Annotated in this window: 13 protein-coding genes and 1 pseudogene; 9 read left to right on the top strand and 5 right to left on the bottom strand. The window is 73.0% G+C overall.

Going from position 1 to position 20426, the window contains the following annotated elements; all coding sequences use genetic code 11:
* Nucleotides 1–132: 132 nt before the first annotated feature.
* From AB1673_05810 to AB1673_05800, 3 genes and pseudogenes are all read left to right on the top strand, one after another.
* Nucleotides 133–1119, top strand: a pseudogene (locus AB1673_05810) (ABC transporter substrate-binding protein).
* A gap of 24 nt (nucleotides 1120–1143) precedes the next feature.
* Entirely contained in the window at nucleotides 1144–2100 is a 957-nt protein-coding gene (locus AB1673_05805; GenBank protein MEW6153491.1) for an ABC transporter permease, read from the top strand.
* Complete coding sequence (locus tag AB1673_05800) at nucleotides 2087–3106, top strand: ABC transporter permease (protein MEW6153490.1); 1020 nt, start codon at nucleotides 2087–2089, stop codon at nucleotides 3104–3106. The genes AB1673_05805 and AB1673_05800 overlap by 14 nt, the downstream gene beginning before the upstream one ends.
* Nucleotides 3107–3133: 27 nt before the next feature.
* Here the strand turns inward: AB1673_05800 and AB1673_05795 are convergent, their stop codons facing one another.
* Nucleotides 3134–9391 (bottom strand): EAL domain-containing protein, encoded by a 6258-nt coding sequence (locus AB1673_05795; GenBank protein MEW6153489.1) that lies wholly within the window; start codon nucleotides 9389–9391, stop codon nucleotides 3134–3136.
* A gap of 69 nt (nucleotides 9392–9460) precedes the next feature.
* On the opposite strand from AB1673_05795, the gene AB1673_05790 reads away from it, so the two are divergent.
* The 6 genes from AB1673_05790 (at nucleotide 9461) to AB1673_05765 (ending at nucleotide 15838) form a co-directional block, all read left to right on the top strand.
* Nucleotides 9461–11017: an NAD(P)/FAD-dependent oxidoreductase gene (locus AB1673_05790; protein ID MEW6153488.1), complete on the top strand. Its 1557-nt coding sequence runs from the start codon at nucleotides 9461–9463 to the stop codon at nucleotides 11015–11017.
* A 21-nt stretch (nucleotides 11018–11038) separates the two neighbouring features.
* Nucleotides 11039–11851, top strand: coding sequence for a hypothetical protein (locus AB1673_05785; protein MEW6153487.1), 813 nt, complete (start codon nucleotides 11039–11041; stop codon nucleotides 11849–11851).
* A 49-nt stretch (nucleotides 11852–11900) separates the two neighbouring features.
* Complete coding sequence (locus AB1673_05780; protein ID MEW6153486.1) at nucleotides 11901–12680, top strand: MerR family transcriptional regulator; 780 nt, start codon at nucleotides 11901–11903, stop codon at nucleotides 12678–12680.
* Complete coding sequence (locus tag AB1673_05775) at nucleotides 12680–14521, top strand: hypothetical protein (GenBank protein MEW6153485.1); 1842 nt, start codon at nucleotides 12680–12682, stop codon at nucleotides 14519–14521. The genes AB1673_05780 and AB1673_05775 overlap by 1 nt, the downstream gene beginning before the upstream one ends.
* Before the next feature lie 63 nt (nucleotides 14522–14584).
* Nucleotides 14585–15406, top strand: a complete 822-nt coding sequence (locus AB1673_05770) for a maleylpyruvate isomerase N-terminal domain-containing protein (GenBank protein MEW6153484.1) — start codon at nucleotides 14585–14587, stop codon at nucleotides 15404–15406.
* An 81-nt stretch (nucleotides 15407–15487) separates the two neighbouring features.
* The gene (locus AB1673_05765) at nucleotides 15488–15838 is read left to right on the top strand and encodes a hypothetical protein (GenBank protein MEW6153483.1); all 351 of its coding nucleotides are present in this window, start codon (nucleotides 15488–15490) and stop codon (nucleotides 15836–15838) included.
* A gap of 53 nt (nucleotides 15839–15891) precedes the next feature.
* Here the strand turns inward: AB1673_05765 and AB1673_05760 are convergent, their stop codons facing one another.
* The 4 genes from AB1673_05760 to AB1673_05745 form a co-directional block, all read right to left on the bottom strand.
* Nucleotides 15892–16338 (bottom strand): pyridoxamine 5'-phosphate oxidase family protein, encoded by a 447-nt coding sequence (locus tag AB1673_05760; GenBank protein MEW6153482.1) that lies wholly within the window; start codon nucleotides 16336–16338, stop codon nucleotides 15892–15894.
* Nucleotides 16339–16420: 82 nt separating this feature from the next.
* Nucleotides 16421–16879: a pyridoxamine 5'-phosphate oxidase family protein gene (locus AB1673_05755; protein MEW6153481.1), complete on the bottom strand. Its 459-nt coding sequence runs from the start codon at nucleotides 16877–16879 to the stop codon at nucleotides 16421–16423.
* Nucleotides 16880–16896: 17 nt separating this feature from the next.
* Entirely contained in the window at nucleotides 16897–18792 is a 1896-nt protein-coding gene (locus tag AB1673_05750) for an AAA family ATPase (GenBank protein ID MEW6153480.1), read from the bottom strand.
* Between the two features lie 70 nt (nucleotides 18793–18862).
* Nucleotides 18863–20323 (bottom strand): diguanylate cyclase, encoded by a 1461-nt coding sequence (locus AB1673_05745; protein MEW6153479.1) that lies wholly within the window; start codon nucleotides 20321–20323, stop codon nucleotides 18863–18865.
* Nucleotides 20324–20426 lie beyond the last annotated feature (103 nt).

Below are 20426 nucleotides of genomic sequence, written 5' to 3'. Positions count from 1 at the left end.
GCCGCCCTCTGCGCCGAACTGAGCTCCACCGACACCGTCTATCCCGGCACCGACCTCGTCCTCCGCTACAGCGTCAAGGCGCCCTGAGCACCTCAGGGACTATGGCGCGTAGGTCAGGAGTCCTGGAAGCAGACCGCGGCGTTCGAGCGCAATGAGGAGTACTGGGGCGAGAAGCCCAAGGTGAAGCGCTTCGAGATCCGTTTCATCCCCGACCCCGTGGCCCGTCTCCAGGCGCTGCGCTCGGGCCAGGTCGACTTCGTCTACGACCTTCCGCCCGACGCCACCAAGTCGCTCGAGGGCGACCCCAACTTCAAGATCGTCCGCTCCGACCCGGGCCGCAACCACCTCATCTACATCAACGTCAAGCCCGAGCGCATCACGTCCGAGAAGGCCGTCCGTGAGGCCGTCACGTACGCCTTGGACCGGGAGACCTACGTCGACGTCGTGCTCGAAGGCAACGGCGAGCCGGGCCGGTGGATGGCTCCCCGCAGCGTCCTGGGCTCGTCGGCCGACGTCGTGGCCCCCACGCCCCGTGACCTGGGCCGGGCCCGCCGCGTGCTCGACGCCGCCGGGTGGACGGCCGGGCCCGACGGCATCCGTACCCGCAACGGCCAGCGCCTCAAGATGATCCTGCTGGGCCAGCAGGAGGTCCCCGAGTCGGCCCTGACCGTCATCCAGGCCAACCTGCGTGAGGTCGGGATCGAGGTCGAGCTCAAGAGGACGCCCGACGTCGCCACCCGTAACGCCCTCTACGACCGGGGCAACGGCGACTTCGACCTCGACCTCGAACCGCCCAACCAGAACGACGGCAACCCGGCCTTCCTGCCGGTGCTCCGCATGTCGAAGCGCAACGCCAACACCATCCAGTTCCACCCCACCGGCCCGGCCAGCGACGCCTTCGAGGCCGAGGTGGACAAGTCGATGGCGGCCCGTACCACCGCTGAGGCCCAGCAGGCGTCGGCCAACATGATGAAGATCCTGATCAACGACGAGTACATCGTGGCCCCGCTGGCGGGAGCGTTCCGGATCTACGGGATGGCCAAGCACGTCGAGTTCACCGACCCGCACCCGTCGTTCACCAACCAGACGTGGTTCAGCCTGGCCGTCCATCCCAAGTAACCGGCTGAGCAAGGGGGGACCGGGATGGGGCGTTACGCGGCGCGCCGTGCATTCGTCGCCATCCCGACCCTCCTCGCTCTTTCGTTCCTGATCTTCGCCCTGGTGTCGGCGGCACCAGGGGACCCCTCCGAGGAACTGGCCCGGCGGCTGGCGGGCGGCGGGCAGGAACCCAGCCCTGCGGAGTACGAGTTCGCCCGCCAGGAGCTCAACCTCGACAAGGGCTACTGGGTGCAGTACGTGAGCTGGCTGGGCGCCGCGGTGACCGGCGACCTCGGGCTGTCGTTCACCAACAAGCGGCCGGTGGCCGAGGTCATCGCCGAGCGGACCCCGGCCACCGCCCAGTTGGCCCTCACGGCGTTCGCGGTGATCGTGGTGGTTTCGATCCCTCTCGGCACGGTGGCCGCCCTCTACCACCGTCGATGGCCCGACCAGTTGCTGCGGGTGTTCGCCCTGTTCGGGGCATCCATGCCCGGGTTCTTCTTCTCCTACCTGCTCATCATCCTGTTCGTGACCAAGCTGAAGATCCTGCCCGTGGGCGGGCGCGAGGGCCTCCAGAGCCTGATCATGCCGGTGACCGTCCTGGCCATCCTCCCGACGGCCGTGGTCTCCCGGCTGCTGCGTTCCAGCTTGCTGGAGGTCTTCGGCGAGGGCTACATGCGCACGGCCCGCAGCAAGGGCCTGACCGGGGCGATCGTGATCATGCGCCACGGGTTGCGCAACGCCGCCGTGCCGGTCGTGACCTACATGGGTGTGCTGCTGGGAGCCCTGCTCGAAGGGGCGGTCATCACCGAGTTCATCTTCTCGTGGCCCGGGCTGGGGTCTCTGATGTTCGAGGCCATATCCCAGCGCGACTACCCGATGATCCAGGCCATGGTCGTGATCTTCGGGGGCGCGTACATCCTCATAAACCTGCTCGTCGACATCTCCTACGGGCTGCTCGACCCGCGCGTGCGACTGGAGGGACGGGTTGAGAGCGTCTGACCTCAACCTGCTCGACGCCGAGAACCTCCAGACGGGGGGCGCGCGCGGCCGCATGTGGCGCCGGCTCACCCGCGACCGGGCGTCGCTGGCGGGTCTCGTCCTCGTCGGGCTGTTCGTGCTGGGCGCCGTCCTCGCCCCCGCCATCGCCAGCCACGACCCCAACCAGACGGACTTCACCAACCGCTTCGCCTCGCCGTCGGGAACGCACCTGCTGGGCACCGACCACCTCGGGCGTGACGAGTTCGCCCGCATCCTGCACGGTGGCCGGCTGTCACTGGGGATGGCGTTCACGGCCACTGCCGGCATCACCCTCGTGGGGCTGTGCCTCGGGCTGGTGGCCGCCGTCTACGGGCGTTTCGCCGAGACGGTCATCATGCGCTTGGTCGACATGCTGCTGTCGGTACCGACCCTCATCCAGGCCCTGGTCGTGGTCGGCCTGCTGGGCCAGGGCCTGCGTAACCTGGTCATCACCATCATCCTCGTCCAGTGGCCCCGCTACGCCCGCCTGGTGCGGGGCATGGCCATCAAGATCCGAGAGAGCCAGTTCGTGGAAGCGGCCCGAGCCGCGGGTGCGACCCGGAGGCGCCTGGTCTTCCGGCACATCCTGCCCAACCTCCTCGGGCCCCTGGTCGTCTTCAGCACGATCGACATGGGGGCGGTCCTGCTGGCCGTCTCGGGGTTGTCCTTCCTGGGGTTCGGGGTCGGCCCGCCCACGGCCGAGTGGGGGGCCATGCTGTCCGAGGCCCGCTTCCAGATCGAGCGCGCCCCCCAGCTCCTGCTCTACCCCGGCGCGGCCATCACCCTGGTGGTCCTCGCCTTCAACCTCGCGGGCGACGGCCTGCGCGACTTGCTCGACCCCCGCACCCAGGCCCTCAAGCCCGCCCGCCGGGGCCTGTTCGCCCGTCTCCCCCGCCCCCGCCGGGCCGTCGGCGTGCCGGGGGCGGTCGACAGCCCACCGGCCCGCGGCCCCAGCGCTCCGGAGCCGACGGCCGCCCGGCGGGGCTGAGAGCCGCGGGTACTAGGCCCCGACCGGTCAGGCGGCCGAGCCCAGGAGGCCGGAGAGGCGGGCCACCAGGCTGTCGAGGTCGAGGGTCTTGTCGAGGAACCCGAGGGCCTGGCCGACCTCGTGGTCGGGAAGGTCTGACCGGTCGGAGGCCGTGAGGAGGACGACCGCCGCGCCCGGGGCCGCCAGCCGGATGGCAGGGAGGGCCTGCAGGCCGCCCATGCCCGGCATGACGACGTCGAGGACGACCAGCTCGGGCCGGTACCGGGCCACGGTGGCGATGGCCTCCTGGCCGTCGGAGGCCTCGGCCACGACCTTGAACTGGCCGTCGAGCTCCATGGCGATCCGGATGGCGGCCCGCAGCTCGGGGCGGTCGTCGACGAGCACCACCCTCACCGGCCCGTTACGCCCAGGGCCGTCCAGAAGGCCGTGGTCGCCCAGGAACGTGGCCGCGGGTGTGAGCCAGGCGTCGACGTCCGCCAGCGCGGCCGGGCGGCGCCAGTTGAACCCCTGGGCGATGTCGCACCCCAGGCTGGTCAGGTGCTCGAGCTGGGCGAGGGTCTCCACCCCCTCGGCCACGGCCTCCAGGCCGAGGGCGTGGGCCAACCCGATCACGCTGGTGACGATGGCCGTGTCCTGGCTGTCCTTGCCCAGCCCGGCCACGAACGACCGGTCGATCTTCAGCTGGTCGACCGGGAACCGGCGCAGGTAGGCGAGCGAGGAGTAGCCGGTGCCGAAGTCGTCGATGGCCAGCCGTGTCCCCAGCGCCTTCAGGTCCCGCAGCTTGGCGATGGCCCCCTCGGCGTCGTCGAAGGTGGCGCTCTCGGTGATCTCCAGGGTGAGCAGCCGGGGGTCGAACCCCGATTCGGCCAGGGCGACCTCGACCTCCTCCAGCAGGCCCCGGTCCTGAAGTTGCCGGCTGGACACGTTCACGCTGATCCCGAAGGGCGCACGTTCGGGGTGGGCCCGTTGGAGGCGCCGGCCCTCCCGGCACGCCTGGCGGATCGTCCACGCCCCGATGGGGACGATCAGCCCCGAGTCCTCGGCCACCTCGATGAAGTCGGCTGGCCCCAGCAGGCCCCGGGTCGGGTGGCGCCACCTCAGTACCGCCTCGAACCCGACCACCTCGCCCGTGCGGAGGCCGACGAGGGGTTGGTAGTGCACCTCCATCTCGTCGGCCTGGACGGCCCACTGCAGGTCGGTCTGGATCATCACCCGCTCGCGGGCCCTCTCCTGCATCTCGCTCACGAACACCTCGTAGCGGCCCTTGCCCCGGGCCTTGGCCACGTACATGGCGGCGTCCGCCCGGCTGAGCAGCTCCGATGCGTCCACCACCCCTCCGGTATTGCCGCTGGCCACGCCCACGCTGGTACGGGCGTGGACGGGCTGGCCGTCGAGCTCGAAGGCGGGGGCCATGGCGGCCAGGACCCGCTCGGCCACCCGGCGGCCCTGCCTCTCGTCGGTGTCCTCCAGGAGCACGGCGAACTCGTCGCCCCCCAGCCGGGCCACCGTGTCCTGGGGCCGCACGCACGTCAGCAGCCGGCGGGCCACGCCCTTGAGAAGGACGTCGCCGGCCGGGTGGCCCAGCGAGTCGTTGACCCCCTTGAAGTCATCGAGATCGAGGAACAGCACGGTCACCGGCCGGCCCGAGCGGTGTGCCAGGCAGTGGTTGATCCGGTCGGCGAACAGGCCCCGGTTGGCCAGCCCGGTGAGGTCGTCGTGCAGGGCCCGGCTCCGCAGGGCCTCCTCCAGCGCCCGGCGCTCGCTCACGTCGCGGCTGTTGAGGACCAGGCCTCTCAGGCCCGGCACCCCCGACAGGTCGGCGATGGCCGTCTCGACGTGCCGCCACGACCCGTCGCCATGGGCCAGCCTCCACTCGACGAGCGCGGGTACGGGTTCGCCGGCTGCGGCGGCCTGGAGGACGGCGGCCACCGTCCCTGCGTCGTCGGGGTGTGCCCAGTCGACGAGAGGCCGTCCCACCCGGTCGGCGGCTTCGAAGCCGAACACCCGGCGGACGGACGATCCCTGGTAGGTCACCGTCCCGTGGTGATCGACGATCGTGATCACGTCACTGGAGTTCTGGGCCAGGGAGTTGAAGCGGGCCTCCGTGCCCGCGACGTGCTCGAGGGCGGCGCCCGCCAGGGTGGTGAGGTACTCGGCCAGCCGTACCTCGTCGTGGCTGAACAGGTTCCCGATCTGGTGATGACCGGCCACCAGGCAGGCCACCGGCCGCTCGTCGCACCACACCGGGGCGCACAGCACCGAACGCAGTCCGAGCAGCATGAGGACGTCACTGACCCCGCCCAGCCCGTCCTCCGAACTGACCACCGGGGCCCCGGCGGCCAGAGCGCGGGCTACCAGCTCACGCCCGGCCGGGTCGGCGGCCAAGCGGCCGTCCTCGGCCACCGGTTCACCGTTCGCGCCCAGCACGACCAGCTCGCAGCGGTCGCCCCGCAGGAGGTTGGAGGCCGCCTCGAGCACGGCCGTGTGGATGGCCTCGACCGAGGTGGCCGAAGCGATGGCCCGGCCTGCCCCGAGGAGGGTCTCGAAACGGTCGGCCAGCGACAGTGACGCCGTCGCCGGCTCCTCCGTCCCGGTGCCCTCGTCTGGGTCAGCGGGCATCATCACCCGCAGGTCGGTCTCGGCCTGCAGCAGCATCTCGGCGGCACCTGCCCACCCGAAGCCTGCGCCCGCCCGCCCGAAGGCCTGCCTGGTCAGGGCGTGTTCGTAGCGCGCCCCCTGGAGGGCGGCCTCCGCGAGAGCGGCGCGGAACAGCCGTCGGGCCCGCCAGCCCCGGCCCCGGAGGGCGGCGACCAGCGCCCGCTCCCGCAGGGCGTGAGGACGGTTGTTGCGGTAGTCCCGGGAGACGGCTGCGGCCCGCCGGGCCACCTCGGCCGCCCGGCGCACCTGGGCCCGCTGGCGCAGGGAGCGGAAGGGCGGCGCCTGTTCGGCCCGCAGACGGAGCGCGGTGGCCAGCCACGGCAACGCGGGAGCGACGTACTCCTGGCGCAAACCGGCCTGGTTGACTATGGACACGGCCTCGTCGAAGGTGGCGATGGCCCCGTCGACGTCTCCCGCGGCCAGCAGGCGCACGCCCTCGGCCAGCCGGACCTCGGTGCCGGTGTGGGCGTCGTCGAACCCGAGCCGGAGGTGACCGCGCACCAGGGCCTCGGGCACCTGGCCGCCGGTCGCCCTCGCCCAACCGCTCAGCGCGATGCCCGCCGACGTGCGGTCCCCGATCTGGCTGGCCGAGGCGTAGAGGTCGCGGCAGATCCGGGCGGCCCGGTCCAGCTCGCCGAGGCGGTAGTAGGCGAAGGCCGTGTGCCAGGTGGCCGTGTTCATCTCCCAGCGGTCGCCCGTTCGCTCCAGCAGGTGCACGGCCTCCTCGCAGCGCGCGATGCACTCGCGGTAGCGCGAGGCGCTGTAGAGCACGGCCCCGTAGAAGCTCAGGGACTGGCCCTGACCCCAAAGGTCCCCCCGAGCCTGGCGGACCGCGAGCGAGCGCCGGGCGTAGGCGATCCCCCTTCGGTACCACGGCACCATCGTCATGACCGGCGCGTGTTCGGAGTAGGCCTGGGCGAGCTCGGCCGTCGGCGGGTAGCGCTCGGCCAGGTTCATCTCCCGCAGGTGGCTCCAGGCGCACGGCACCTTGCCGGCGCTGAACCAGTAGACGTAGGTGAGCCGGCTGTAGATGCGCACGGCCATGAGGTCGCGCCCGGCTTTCTCGACCCGTCGCCGCCCGGTGAACAGGCGGGGGAGCAGGGTGTGCAGAGCCTGCACGACCAGTTCCTCGATGAGGAGGACGAGAAAGACCGGCGCTCGTCGCGGCACCCGCCGGCCGAGCAGGCGGAGCGCCCTTTCCAGGTGCTGGCGGGCCTGGCGCTGGTCTCCCCGCTTGAAGGCGACGTCGCCGAGCTTGCCCTCGATCTCGGCCTGACGGTCCGCGCCCTTCACGAGGGCCAGCGCCTGGACCAGGCAGGCCGACGCCTCTTCGTACTCGCCCATGAGGGTGAGCACGTCGCCCAGCCCCTCGGCCACCTGGGCGCGGGTCCCGGCGTCGGTGGCCGTGGCCCGCTCGGCGATGCGGTACTGGGCCGCGGCCACCTCCAACGAGTGCCGGCGGCGGGCCTCGTCGGCGGCCCGCAGGGCGAAGGGCAGGGCCCGCTCGCTGCGGCCCCCGGCGTCGAAGTGGTAGGCCAGCTCGAACGGCCGGTCGTCGCCCGTGACCTCCATCCGCAGGGCGGCCCGCAGGTGCAGGCTGCGCCGGTCACCCTCGGTGAGGCGCGCCAGGAGGGCCTCTCGCAGCATGTCGTGACGGAAGGTGCAACGGCTGGTGGCTTCGTCGACCCACAGGATGCGCCGCCCTACGGACTCGCTCACCGCGGCTGCGGCCGTGAGGGCCGGACGCCCGAAGAGCTCCACAGCCAGGGCCAGGTCGAACTGCTTGCCCAGGACGGCACCGACCGACAGCAGGCCGAGGGCGTCCTCGGAGAGAAGTTCGAGCCGTCGCACCAGGAACAGCGCCGCCCGGCGGGAGGTCTGGGCCGACTCCAGGCGGGTTGAGTCGACCCGCCAGCCGGCATCGCTGTTGACGAGGGCGCCGGACTCGACGAGACCCCGCAGCACGGCGGTGGCCATGAACGGGCTGCCTTCGGCCAACCGGGCCACGACCTCGGCGGCCGGCGACGGCACGGGGCCGGCCATCGACTCCAGGAGGCCCGCCATCTCCTCGGGGGCCAGAGGCGGAAGGTCCAGGCGCACTGCGTGCTCGACCTCGTGGGCCAGGCGAGCCCCGGCCCCCTCGGGCCGGAAGGCGGCCACCACCAGCGCGTGGACGTCGCCGCTCTCGGCCCTTGTACCCAGCCGGGCCAGCAGCCGCAGGCTGAGGCGGTCGGCCCACTGGCAGTCGTCGAGCAGGATGAGGGCGGGCCGGCCCGGTTCCCCCAGCGACTCCAAGAGGGCGACCAGGGCCTCGACGCTGCGGGCCTCCCCGTAGGCCGCCGGTCCGGTGTCGCCGTCCTCGTCGGTCCCCGCCAGTGCCGGGCCTAGGGCGGGTAGGGCGGCGGCCGCGGCCGCGGCACGCGTCCCCAGGCGGCGGCGCAGGGAGGCGGCCAGTTCCGGGCGCCTCTCGGCCTCGGCCGCGATGGCGGTGGCCACGCCGTCAAGGACCTGGAAGGGCCGGTGGGCGGCCTGGTCCACGCCCGTGCCTCGCAGGGCCCAGGTGCTCGGGCCGGCCGTCTGGGCCAGCTCCTCGAGCAGGCGGGTCTTGCCTCCCCCGGACTCGGCCCCCAGCAGGACCAGCCGGCCCCGTCCGGCAGCGGCGTCGTCCACCAGCCCGGTCAGCAGGACCAGCTCGGCCGCCCGGCCCACGAAAGCGGGCTCGGTGAGCGCCTGGCGGCAGTCGTGCAGCCCGACCACGACCGGCGGGTCGGTCTCGCCCCGCTCTACTGCGGCCTCGATCGCCCTCAGGTCGACCAGGGCGGCGCTCGCGGACTGGTAGCGCTCGCCCGGCACCTTGCGCAGCAGCCTCTGGACGACCTCGTCCAGGGCCCGAGGTACACCGTCGCGGAGGCTGAGCAGCGAGGGGGTCGTGGCACTCAGGTGCTGGCGGAGCACCTCGCCCACGTCGCGGCCGTCGAACGGGGATGTGCCGGCCAGGCACTCGAACAGCACCACACCCAACGAGTAGAGGTCGGCCCGCTCGTCGACCCCCTGGCCGCCCAGGGCGCCGGCCGCCTCGGGGGCCAGGTAGCGGGCCGTCTCCAGCGGATCTTCTCGGACCGCGGGGTCGAGCCATGCCCCTCGGGCGAAACCGAAGTCCACGAGCACCGCTCGCTCGATCGGTTCGCCGTCGTCCACGATGACATTGGCGGGCTTGACGTCCCGGTGGAGAACCCCGCCCTCATGGGCGTACTGGAGGGCAGCCAGGGCCCGGGTGCCGACCCGCAGGGCGGAGGCCACCGACAGCGCCCCCGAGGCGGCCAGGCGGTCCTTGAGCGTCAGTCCCGGGACGAACGGTTGGACCAGGTAGAGCAGACCACCGTCACTGCCCACCGCCACCAAGGGGTGGACATCGGGCCCGGCCAGGCGGCGCAGGATGACCGCCTCGTGGGCCACCCGGAGCCGCACGGCGGGCGGCACCGAGGCCTCCTCGACGGTCTTCACGACCACCTCGTGGCCCGTCTGGCGGTCGGTACCCGCATAGGTGCTGACCCCCCCGCCGCTCTTGAGCAGCCGGGTGCAGGCGAACCGCTCGGCTAGGACCAGCCCTTCTTCGCTGGCCACCATGGGCTCCCTTCCGACGTCATCTCGGCGCACGCGCCCGTGTGTTGATCATCGGCGCCAGACTGTCGAGGCTTGAGGCCGATCACGGGTACTAACGGGCCCTGGCCGCCCTACGTGGTGGTGGGCGCCGGCCACAATGGGCTGGTAGCCGCCTGCTACCTGGCCCGGGCCGGCCGCGATGTGCTCGTGCTCGAGGCCCTCGACCATCCGGGCGGGGGGGCGTGGACCGAAGAGACGGTCCCCGGCTACCGGTTCGACGTCCACTCCGTGGCCCACAACATCATCAACATGACCGCCATCCCGGCCGAGCTCGACCTGGCTGGGGCGGGCCTGGCCTACCAGGAGATGGACCCCTTCTCGATCGCGGTCATGGCCGACGGGCGGCGGGTGAGGTTCCACCGGTCGGTCGAGGAGACTGTGGCTTCGATCGCCGAGGTCGACGGGGCCGAAGCTCTCGCCTACCAGCGCTTCATCGACCTGGCCCGGCCCATCGTCGGGGTGATGATGCCGGCGGTGCGGGGCCAGATGAGCGCCCGAGACGTGCCCCGCCGGACGGCCGACCTGGTGCGGGCACTGCGTCACCGCCCGGCCACCACGCTGCGCGACGTCCTCAGTCCCTACGACTCGCTGCTGCGCCGGTGGCTGCGGTCGGACCTCACCCGGGGGCCGGTGGCCGCCTTCGCGGCGCACGCCGGGGTCGGGCCGTCCGAGCCGGGGAGCGCCCTGTTCGCCTTCTGGCAGGCGGCGTACCACCTGTTCGGGCAGTGGCACGCCCCCGGGGGTGCTCGGGGCCTCACCGACGCCCTGGTCCGTAGGCTGGAGAGCCTCGGGGGCGAGGTGCGGTGCGGTGCCCCCGTGGCTCGCATCGACGCCCGGGGGGGAAGGGCTCGGGCCGTCGTCCTGGAAAGTGGTGAGCGGGTCGAGGCCCGGGCCGTGGTGAGCGCCATGGACCCCAAGGTGGCCCTGCTCGAGCTCCTGGACCCGCCCCTGGCGGGCGAGGTGGGGGCCGACCTGGCCGCCGCCCGGCGCTCCAACGTCGTCCAAGCGGTGGTGCACGTAGCCACCGACCGTCTGCCCGCTTACCCGGGGGCGCGGCCCGGGGACTGGAACGGTCTGCAGAGCTTCGTCGACCGGCTCGACGACCTCACGGCCGCCTGGTCGGCGGCCGAGGCCGGCCTGCTCCCCAGCCCGCTCCCTCTCTACGCGTTCACCACGTCGGCCATCGACCCCTCCCTGGCTCCTGCGGGCCACCACACGGTCTACCTGGCCTGCCCGGCCGCCCCCTGGCGGGTGGACGGCGGCTGGGACGCCCGGCGCCACGACCTGGTGTCCGCCGCCCTGGCCACCATGGAGGAAAGGGCGCCCGGGTTCGGAGCGTCGGTAACCGGCACCTTCTGCTGGGACCCGGGCCGCATGGCCGCCCACGGGCGCTGGCCGGGCGCCCACCCGATGCACCTGGACATCAGCCTCGACCAGCTCGGGCCCCTCCGGCCTACCCGCGCCCTGGGCCGCCACCGCACGCCGGTGGCCGGCCTCTACATCTCGGGCGCGGGCACCAACCCGTCGGGGGGCATCGCCGGCACCCCGGGCCGCATGGCGGCCAAGGCCCTCCTAGCCGACGAAGGCTGACCCAGGGCCCACAATGAGGCCATGGAGCGGTGGTGCCCGAGCTGCAGGACGGCGTGGCCGGCCGAGCGGACGACGTGCGCCGCCTGCATGGCCCACCTCGTCGACGACCTCGACGCCCGGGTCACCTGCCGCCACTGCGGGCGGGACTGGCCGGCGCACATGCACTCGTGCCCCCAGTGCCTGGCCGAGCTGAGCCCCGACCCCGAAACCCGGACCGAGCGCGTCCTGCAGGCCATGGCCGCCGGCCGGCGGGTGGGACGCCCCCACGGCGTCGCCCCCTTCGCGGCCGGCCCGAGTTGCACTCTGGGGCGCTCGTCGGCCCGGTCGTCGTTGCGCTACACCGCGACCGCAGGTTGGACCGAGGCGGTCGTACGTTCGCCGGGCCGGGCCGCCGTCACCCCCCTGGAGTGCCACGACGTGGGCGGGGACCTGCTCTTCCGGATGGTCAACTACGAGGCCGCACCTGACGCGCTGGTGGCTGTGGCGGCCGACGGCGACCCGCTGGCCACGTTCATCGAACGAGACGGTGGGATCGACGTGCGGGACTCGACCAGCGCGCCCGTGGCCCGGCTTCGCTCGGGACGGGGCGGCTGGGCCCTCGTCGAGACCGGCTACGGGCAGGTGGCCGAGCTCCACCGGACCGACGAGGACCTGGGCGAGGAGCACGTCGACGATACGTGGGCGCTGCGGGCCGGTCCGGCCCTTCACCTCGAGCTCCTGGCCGCGGTCGCCCTGCCCCTGGCCGCCAAGGTCCTCCTGGGCCGGGCCCGGCCGGCGGCCAAGCCCCGCCCCGAGCCCGGAGAGCTGCGGTTCGGTTTCCGCGTAGGCGACTGAGAAAACTGTTACTTGAAATGATGTAACGATCGGCGTATGGTGGCCGCTAGTGGACGGCCCCGACATCAGCCCAGGCATGACGATCGACCAGCTGGCCCAGCGGTCGGCCACCACCACTCGCAACATCCGCAACTACCAGACCCAGGGCCTTCTCCCCCCGCCCCGGCTGGTCGGGCGGGTGGGTTACTACGACGAGGGCCACCTCGGCCGCCTGCGCCTGATCGCCCAGCTCCAGCAGCAGGGCTTCTCGCTGGCGGGCATCGCCGAGCTGCTCAAGGCCTGGGAGCAGGGCCGCAGCCTGGCCGACCTGCTGGGCTTCGAGCAGGTCCTCACCGCCCCGTGGACGACCGAGGAGCCCGAGCTCGTCACGCTGGGCGAACTGTTGGAGATGTTCCCCGAGTCGGCCGAGAACCCCGAGTTGGGGATCCGGGCCATCGAGCTCGGCCTCATCGTCCCCCACGAGGACCGCTTCTTGGTGCCCAGCCCCAGCCTGTTGAGGGCCGGGGTCGAGCTGGCGGCCGCCGGGGTCCCCCTGGCCGCCACCCAGGACGCCCTGGCCGCCCTCCGGGAGGACATGGCCCGCATCGCCGCCCGGCTGGTCGGCATGTTCGAGCGCCACGTCTGGAAGCCCTACGTCGAAGCGGGCATGCCCCCTGAACAGCTTCCCCAGGTGACCGACGCCCTGCGCCGGATGCGGCCCCTGGCCGCCATCACCGTCCAGGCCACCCTCGCCCAGGCCATGGCCCGGGCAACGGCGGCGTCCACGGCGGCCTCTGCGGTGTGGTCGGCAGCCGACCGCCCCGCGACCAACGTCAGAGAGGTGAGCTGATGCTCGAGTACACGCCCCACTGGAGCGAGTGGTTCTACGTGTTCGCCCCGCTCCAGATCTTCGGGATCATCGTCGTCGTGCTCGCCTGCTACGGCGACCACGGCGACGAGGGCAACGTCCTGCGCATCTTCTTCCGGCGCATCTCGGACTGCCTGGAGCGGTGGACGGGCTACGCCGGGTGGGCCATGGCCGGTGCCCTGACCGGCCTGCTCATGCTGGGAACGGCCGCCATCGGCTTCTACTGGGACGTGGCCTTCCACGTCGACTTCGGGCGCGACAACCAGCTCTTCACCCCCTCGCACACCATGATCGTCATCGGGCTGGCCGGGCTGGTGTTCGCGGCGGCCGTGGCCGTCACCTTCGCCTCGATCGACCGGGCCGACGTCGACCTGCGCTTCGGTGTGGTGCGGGTGCCGTGGACGGCGCTCACCCTGGGCGCCTTCGGCCTGGGCGGCCTGGTGGCCTTCCCGTTCGACGCCATGTGGCACGACGCCTACGGGGTGGACGTGACCCTGTGGAGCCCGCCCCACATCCAGCTCGTGGCCGGGGCGTCGCTCTCCACCGTGGTCCTGTGGTTGATGATGCGCGAAGGGGGCCGGCACCAGCAGCCCACGCTGCTGGGGCGGGGCATCCAGGCCACGGTCTTCGGTGCCATCCTCACGGGGTTGTCGACCATGCAGGGTGAGTTCGACTTCGGGGTCCCCCAGTTCCAGGTGCTCTACCTGCCCATCCTGATCGCCGCGGCCGCCGGCCTGGGCCTGGTGCTGGCCCGCATCGCCATGGGCCCGTGGGGGGCCATGAAGGCGGTCCTGGCCTTCATCGTCATCCGGGGCGTCATCGGCCTGCTGGTGGTCGGCCCGTTCAACATGACCTTCCCCCAGTTCCCCCTCTATGTGGTCGCCGCCCTGGCCGTCGAAGGCGTGGCCTTGCTGGTGGGCACCCACGACCGCCTGCGCTTCGCCCTGTTCGCCGGCCTGGCCGTGGGCACCGTGGGGGTGGCCGCCGACCTGGCCTGGCTCTCTTTCCTGAGCGAGGTGACCGCCACCACCGAGATGCTGCCTAAGGCCGCCCTCCTCTCCCCCATCGCGGCCATGGCCGGGGCCTTGCTGGGCGCCGCCCTGGCCCGACCGATGCCCGACGGGGCCAAGCGGGTGCCGGCGGCCGCCGCGCTGGCCGGGGCGGTGGCCCTGGTGGCCGTCCTCGCCTATCCCCTGCCCCGCAACGTGGGCGACGTCAGTGCCGTCATCCGGCTGACCGAGATCGTCGGCGACCGGGCCACCGTCGAGGTCGAGCTGGTCCCGGCCGACGCGGCCCGCAAGGCCACCGCCTTCGGCATCGTGGCCTGGCAGGGCGGGGGCACGGTCAAGGCGTCCCTGAACGAGGTGGCTCCCGGCCGCTACGTGTCCTCCAAGCCCCTGCCCATCAGCGGGCCGTGGAAGACCGTGGTTGGCCTCCAGCGCCACGACGAGGTCATGGCCGTGCCCGTGTACATGCCCGCCGACCCCGAGATCGGCGCCCCCGAGGTGCCGGCCGTGGCCGAGCGCCGCGAGCAGTTCGTCCGCAACACCGTGTGGCTCCTGCGGGAGGTGAAGCCGGGCGCGGCGTTCGCAGCCAACGCCGCCTACACCGGGGTGTCGGTCGTGCTGCTGGCATGGGTCGGCCTCTACGCCCTGTGCGCGGTGAAGCTCGACCGCTCCGACGAGGACGACGTCCCGCCGACACCCTACGGCCCTCCCCGGCCTGGCTCGGAGACCGGCAACGGCCACGCGCCGGTGGCCGCCGGGCCCCAACCGGTGGCCGCCGGCTGGGCCCGTAACTGGGGCGACCGGCCGCCGTCCTGACCAGCGGCCGGCCCGGCCCGGTACCCCGCCCCGGGCCGGGCCGGTCGCCTAACTTGTCCGGCCATGCAGATCTCCCCACGGGTCGAATGGGTGGCGGCACGCGAGGCGGTGGCCCGGGCCGGGCCCCGGATGTCGGCCCTGCTGCGCTCGGTGGGCAACCCCGCGGCCCCGGCGGTGGGCGCCTGGGACATCGCCCAACTGGCGGCCCACGTGTCCCACGCCATGGACGCGGTGACGGCTGTGGCCAAGGGGGGCGGCGGCCTAATCGACGACCTGTGGGGCCTGGCCGGGCTGACGACGATGTTCGTCGAGGCCGAGACCGAGCGCGACCTGGGGGTTCTGGCCGACCGCATCGACGCCAGCGTGGCCGGCTTCGTGGACTACATGGCCAAGGCCGGGGCCGACGACGGGCGCACGTGGCTGGTCCAGGGCGTCGAGTTCCCCCTGTCCACCGTCACCTGCCACGTGCTCAACGAACTGGTAGTGCACGGCCGGGACATCGCCCTGGCCGACGGCCAGCGGTGGCCCATCGCCCCGGGCGACGCCGCCCTGATCATCGACGGGTTCATCTTCCAGGTCCTGCGGGCACTGGGGCCGTCGATGGTCGACCAGGAGGCGGCCCGGGGCGTGCGGGTGACCTACGACATCCGGGTCAAGGGTGGTGAGCGCACCCAGTTCCGCTTCCACGACGGTGACCTGGTGGTCACCCCCGGGCCGCCCACGGGCCGGGTCGACTGCCACCTGCTGGTCGACCCGGTGGCCTTCCTGCTGGTCACCTGGGCCCGGATCAGCCAGTGGGACGCCATCCCCAAGGGCAAGCTCCTGGCCTGGGGCCGAAAGCCGTGGATGGGCATGAAGCTACGCAGCCTGGTGAAGAACCCCTGAGCCTGCCCCGATAGCCTCGGCGGCCATGGAAGTCGCCCGCATCGAACCCCCGGGCTGGTGGCGGGCACCTACGCTGCCGGTGTGAACATCGAGGAGTTCTACGACGCCGATCCCCGGCGCCGGGCGTCCGACGAGTTGCAGTTCGGCCAGGACTGGCACGACGCCCGGGGCAACCGCTACGAGCTCAACTGGGTGCAGGACACCGGCGAGCTCTACGTCATGCACGACGACCCCGCCCCCCTGTGGTTCGACCAGTTCGGCGACTTCATGGCCATCCCGCCCCAGCCCGACGACCTGGGTGTGCGGGTGCTCAAGCTGGTCCACGGGCACGACCAGGTGACCGCCCTGCTCGACGGGTGGCAGGACGCCGAAGGCCAGCCCGACAGCATCCGTTGGCTGATCGACCGCCTGCTGGGCCGCGACCGCCCCTGAGGAGCGCTGCCCCCTCCCCCCTCCCCGCTCCCCGCTCCCCGCCGGCCAGCCGGTCAGCCCTTCAGCCGGCCGTTGCCGTTGGCGTTGGCGCGGCCGTGACAGCGGCGGCCGGCCAGTATCTCGACCGAGATGCAGACCACCCGGGTCTCGGCCCGGCCCGACCAGCCGTTGGCCCGGGGCAGCAGGGCAGCCTCCTCGGGGACCTCACCGGGGCCGAGGTGGGTGGCGACCCCGGTGACGGTCACCGTCCACCCCTCGCCCGTGCCGGGGTCGATGTCGTCGGCCTCGAAACCGACGACCGTCCCGCGGGTCGCGCCCTCCACGGTCGTGCCCTCGCCGGCCCGCAGGATGATCCCGGCGGCGCTCATCTGGTAGGCGACGGGCACCACCACGGGGAGCGCGCCGACGTTGAGGGCGAGGCGGCCGAGGGAAGTGCTCGCCAGCAGGCGGCGGGCCTCTTCCTCGGTGAGCACCTCGAGGCCCGAGCAGTCGACTTCCATGAGTGGATGATCGCCCGCTGGGGCCTTGCCGCCCAGGGCCGAACGTCCCTCCCCGGCAGTGCCCTTCGGCCGGTCCCGCCCGTCAGAGGTAGCCGCGGCTGTCAGTGCCGGAGACCGGGGGGAGCTGGATACGCCGGCCGGTGAGCGACGACGGGACGATCCTCACCCACCGGTCCTTGCGGCCGGGCGCCCACGGCTCGACGCCCAGCGCCTCGCCCGCAGCCTCGTCGAGCTCGTGGGCGGTGCCCTGGACGAGCACGCTCCATCCGGTCCGCCGACCGGGCTCGACGCCGTCGATCTCGAAGGCCACGGGCTGCTCGCCCAGGACGGCCAGGCGGAACTTGCTGCCGTAGTCGGTCCGGAACACCACGCTCTCGCCCTCGAGGACGTAGTTCACAGGCACCACGAGGGGAGCCGCCCCAGGTTCGGCGACGGCCACCCGACCGATCATCCTGCCGCCCAGGAGCTCCAGGCACTCGTCCCGGGTGAGCTCGGCCAGGGTGGTCCCGTCGTCGGGCCTCGGGTCCTCGTCGGCGCTCATCGGTCCCTCCTTGGGCGTCACCGCTCGAGCACCGCCAGTGCGGCGTCGACTGCGGCGCTCGGCTCGGCGGACGTGTCGAGGTCGAACGCCCCCGTCCAGGTTAGGTCGTCCTCCCAAAGGGCCCTGACCACGTCCTCGCCTGCCTCCGAAGGGTCGGCCCCCTCGCGCCGTCGCCTCCGGGCCCGTTCCACGGCTATTTCGAGGGGGGCCGAGCAGCGGAACGCCATGAGGTCGGCGTGCGCCCCCTCGGCCACCTGGGCGGCCCGGGCCCGCCACTGGGGATCGCGCCAGGTGGCGTCGAGCACGACCGTCTCCCCCCCTGCCAGCGCCCGGCCCGCCTCGACCAACATCTGCTCGTAGACCGCGCCGGTGGCCGCCGGGGCATAGCGCCCGGTCATCACCCCCGCGGGGCCGTCGACCGCCGCGCCCGGCGGGAACAGCCGGCCGCGGACCTCGTCCGAGCGCAGGACGGTCGCCCCCTGACGCTCTCCCAGCGCCTGGGCCACGGTGGACTTCCCGGTACCGGGCAGGCCCCCGACCAGCACCAGGCGTACCCGTCCCCGGCGCAGATGGTCGGCGCACAGGCGCAGCAGGTGACCGGCGGCCCCCGCCGCCCCCGGGTCGCCCTGGGACCACCGGATGCACGCCACCTTGGCCCGGACCTGCGCCCGGTAGGCCACGTAGTGGTGTGCCAGGCTGGCGGGCCAGCAGTCCCCGGCCGCCACCCGGTAGGCCTCCAAGAAAGTCCCGGCCAGGTCGGGGCGACCGAGGCGCTCGAGGTCCATGGCCAGGAAGGCGGCGTCGGCCAGGGCATCCCCGTAGCGGAGGCGGTCGTCGAAGTCGAGGCAGTCGAGCAGGCGAGGCCCGTCGTCCAGGCAGAAGATGTCGTCGGCCAGCACGTCGCCGTGGCCGTCGCACGCCCGCCCGTCGGCCACCCTGGCTTCGAAGAGAGGCCCGCGCCCGGCGATGAACCGCCGGGCCATCTCGACGGTACCGGCCGCCAACCGGGCGTCGAGGGGCCCTCCCACGAAGGGCGCCATCTCCGATCCGTTCGCCTCCCAGCGGGCCAGCTGGGCGGGTGCGGCGGCGGCCTCGTCGATGGCCGCCGACCGGGCGGCCCCGCGGTGGAAGCGGGCCAGCAGGGCGGCGACCGCGTCCAGGTCGTCGCCCACAGGGCGGCCGGCGGCCACCAGGGCCGACAGCCGGCGGGCGGCCGGCATCCGCCGCATGACCACCAAGTGGTCGCACAGCTCGCCGTCAGTCCCCGACACGTCGGCCACGCCCAGGTAGACGTCGGGGGCCAGGCGCCGGTTGAGGGCCACCTCCCGCCGGCAAGCCTGCAGGCGGGACTCGCGGGTGCGGAAGTCGGAAAAGCCGAGGTCGATGGGCTTCTTGGCCTTGTAGGCCCGGTCCCCGGCGAAGAAGACGATGCCCGCATGGGTCTCGGCCACGGCCGCCGCCTGCTCGGGCTGACCGGGGCCGGCCGTGCCCCGGGCCGGGGCTCGCAGGCCGGACACGACCTCCAGGGGCAGCCACAGAGGCCGACCCGGGGTGTCCCCCGCCCAGCCGCCGCCAGCCATCCCCTCGGCCCCACCGTCCGCGCCGTCCGCGCCGCCCGCGCCGTCCGCTCCCTCGGCCCGGCGGGCCGTCCCGGTCACGGTCACGCTCCAGAGGCCGGCGCTGTCCTCGCCGTCGGCCTCGAAGGTGACCACGTGGCCAGGGGCACCCTCGGCCGCGGGCGTGCCCGGCGCGGCCCGAAGCCTGAGGCCTCCGTCGCCCAGTTCGAACTCGACGGGCTGAACGGCCGGCAGGGCCCCGGCCGAGAACGCCACCCGGGCCCCGCGGGCCACCGCCAGCAGGGCCAGGCACGCCTGGCGCGACAGGGCGCGCAAGCCTACGGAATCGTCGTCCACCCCCGTCATCCTGGGCGACGTGAGCGGGTCGCCGCCAGGGCCGGAAGTCCTCTTGCCGCCTTCGCCGGCCTTAACCCAGGGCGAGCGGCGCCGCAGGGTCGCCGGCCGACGCCACTTGGTTGCGGCCGCCCTGCTTGGCCTGGTAGAGGGCCACGTCGGCCGCCCTCAGGACCGCGGCCACCGTCCTCCCGTGCTCGGGGTAGATCGCGACGCCGAGGGACATGGTGACCAGGGGCAGGGATGCGTCACGGGCCTGGGCCAGGGCAATCAGGTCGGTGCGCAGGTCCTCGGCTCGGGCACGGGCCGTGGCCAGGTCGGTGCTGGGCATGACCACCACGAACTCGTCGCCCCCGCAACGGCACACGATGTCGCCCTCTCGGACGCCGTGCTCGAGCACCTTGGCCACGGCCCGCAGCACCTCGTCCCCCACGCCGTGGCCCATGCCGTCGTTCACGTCCTTGAAGATGTCGACATCGGCCGCCACCACGGCCACCGGGAGCCCGGTGCGCTCGGACCGGGAGATCTCCCGGCCCAGCTGCTCTTCCATGAACCGGCGGTTGTAGAGCCCGGTGAGCGGGTCGGACACCGACTGGCGGCGCAGCGACTCCCGCAGGCCGAGGTTGGCCAGAGCCAGCGACAACTGCTCGGCCACGGTCAGCGCCAGGCGCCGCTTGGCTTCGAAGGCGCTGGGGCCACTGTGGTTGGCCCCGGGCCCGGCCAGCACGTGGAACAGACCGAAAGCCTCGCCCTGGGCCATCATCGGGACACAGATGGCGCCGGCGACGGGTGGAAAGCCGAGGTGGGGGCACACGGGGCCCTCGTCGGCTCCCTCGACCACGTAGGCCCGGGCCCGGCGCAGTGCCCAGCACTCCTCCCGGTCGATGGTGGTCGGCGCCCGGACCTGGTCCCCCCAGGTCGCGACCGCGTCGAGCACGGTCCTCGACGCCCCGGCCGTGAAGACGGCACCGGCGTCGGAGGGGAACAGGCGCCGGCCATAGCGGGAGATCACCTCGTGGGCCTCGTCGGTGGTCACGCAGCTCTGGAGGAGGTCCCCCATCTCGTTGACGAGCGTCATGTCGCGATCGTGCCGCTCCAGCTCGCCCACCGACGCCGACAGCTTCTCGTAGGCGTCCTGAAGAGCGCGTTCACCCCGCTTGCGCTCGGTGACGTCCCGGATGGCGACCGATACGACCATGCCCCGTTCGGTCTGGAGGGGGCTGAGACTGATGTCTACCGGCACCTCGCTGCCGTCCTTACGGCGGGCTGTGAGGTCGAGACCGGCCCCCATGGGCCGGGTGCGGGGGTCGCCGAAGTACCGGCCGCGGTGAGACGGGTGAACGTCCCGCGCCCGGTCAGGCACCAGCACCTCCACGGCTCGGCCGATCAGCTCGTCCCGGGAGTAACCGAAGAGCAGCTCGGCCTGGCGGTTGACGAGCTCGATCGTTCCCTGCTGGTTGACCACGAGGATGGCGTCGGGTGCCGACTCCACCAGGTCCTTGTAGTAACCGTCGTGCTGCGCGTCTTCGGCCACACCTGAAGTGTGGCTGGTCCCGGGCCCCTGTGGTGGTGTTAGCACCACTACCGAGCCCCCCGCCCCCACATTTGGGACCTTCGGCCCGGCTGAACTTGGCCAT

It is taken from the genome of Actinomycetota bacterium, from assembly GCA_040754375.1.
Classification (GTDB): domain Bacteria; phylum Actinomycetota; class Acidimicrobiia; order Acidimicrobiales; family AC-14; genus JBFMCT01.
The sequence above is the reverse complement of the archived record's forward strand: the minus strand, read 5'-3'. Positions and strand labels throughout refer to the sequence as shown.

Coding starts and splice junctions, on each gene's coding strand:
- AB1673_05805 (MEW6153491.1), top strand. CDS start 1,144: ATGGGGCGTTACGCGGCGCGCCGTGCATTCGTCGCCATCCCGACCCTC.
- AB1673_05795 (MEW6153489.1), bottom strand. CDS start 9,391: ATGGTGGCCAGCGAAGAAGGGCTGGTCCTAGCCGAGCGGTTCGCCTGC.
- AB1673_05785 (MEW6153487.1), top strand. CDS start 11,039: ATGGAGCGGTGGTGCCCGAGCTGCAGGACGGCGTGGCCGGCCGAGCGG.
- AB1673_05775 (MEW6153485.1), top strand. CDS start 12,680: ATGCTCGAGTACACGCCCCACTGGAGCGAGTGGTTCTACGTGTTCGCC.
- AB1673_05770 (MEW6153484.1), top strand. CDS start 14,585: ATGCAGATCTCCCCACGGGTCGAATGGGTGGCGGCACGCGAGGCGGTG.
- AB1673_05760 (MEW6153482.1), bottom strand. CDS start 16,338: ATGGAAGTCGACTGCTCGGGCCTCGAGGTGCTCACCGAGGAAGAGGCC.
- AB1673_05755 (MEW6153481.1), bottom strand. CDS start 16,879: ATGAGCGCCGACGAGGACCCGAGGCCCGACGACGGGACCACCCTGGCC.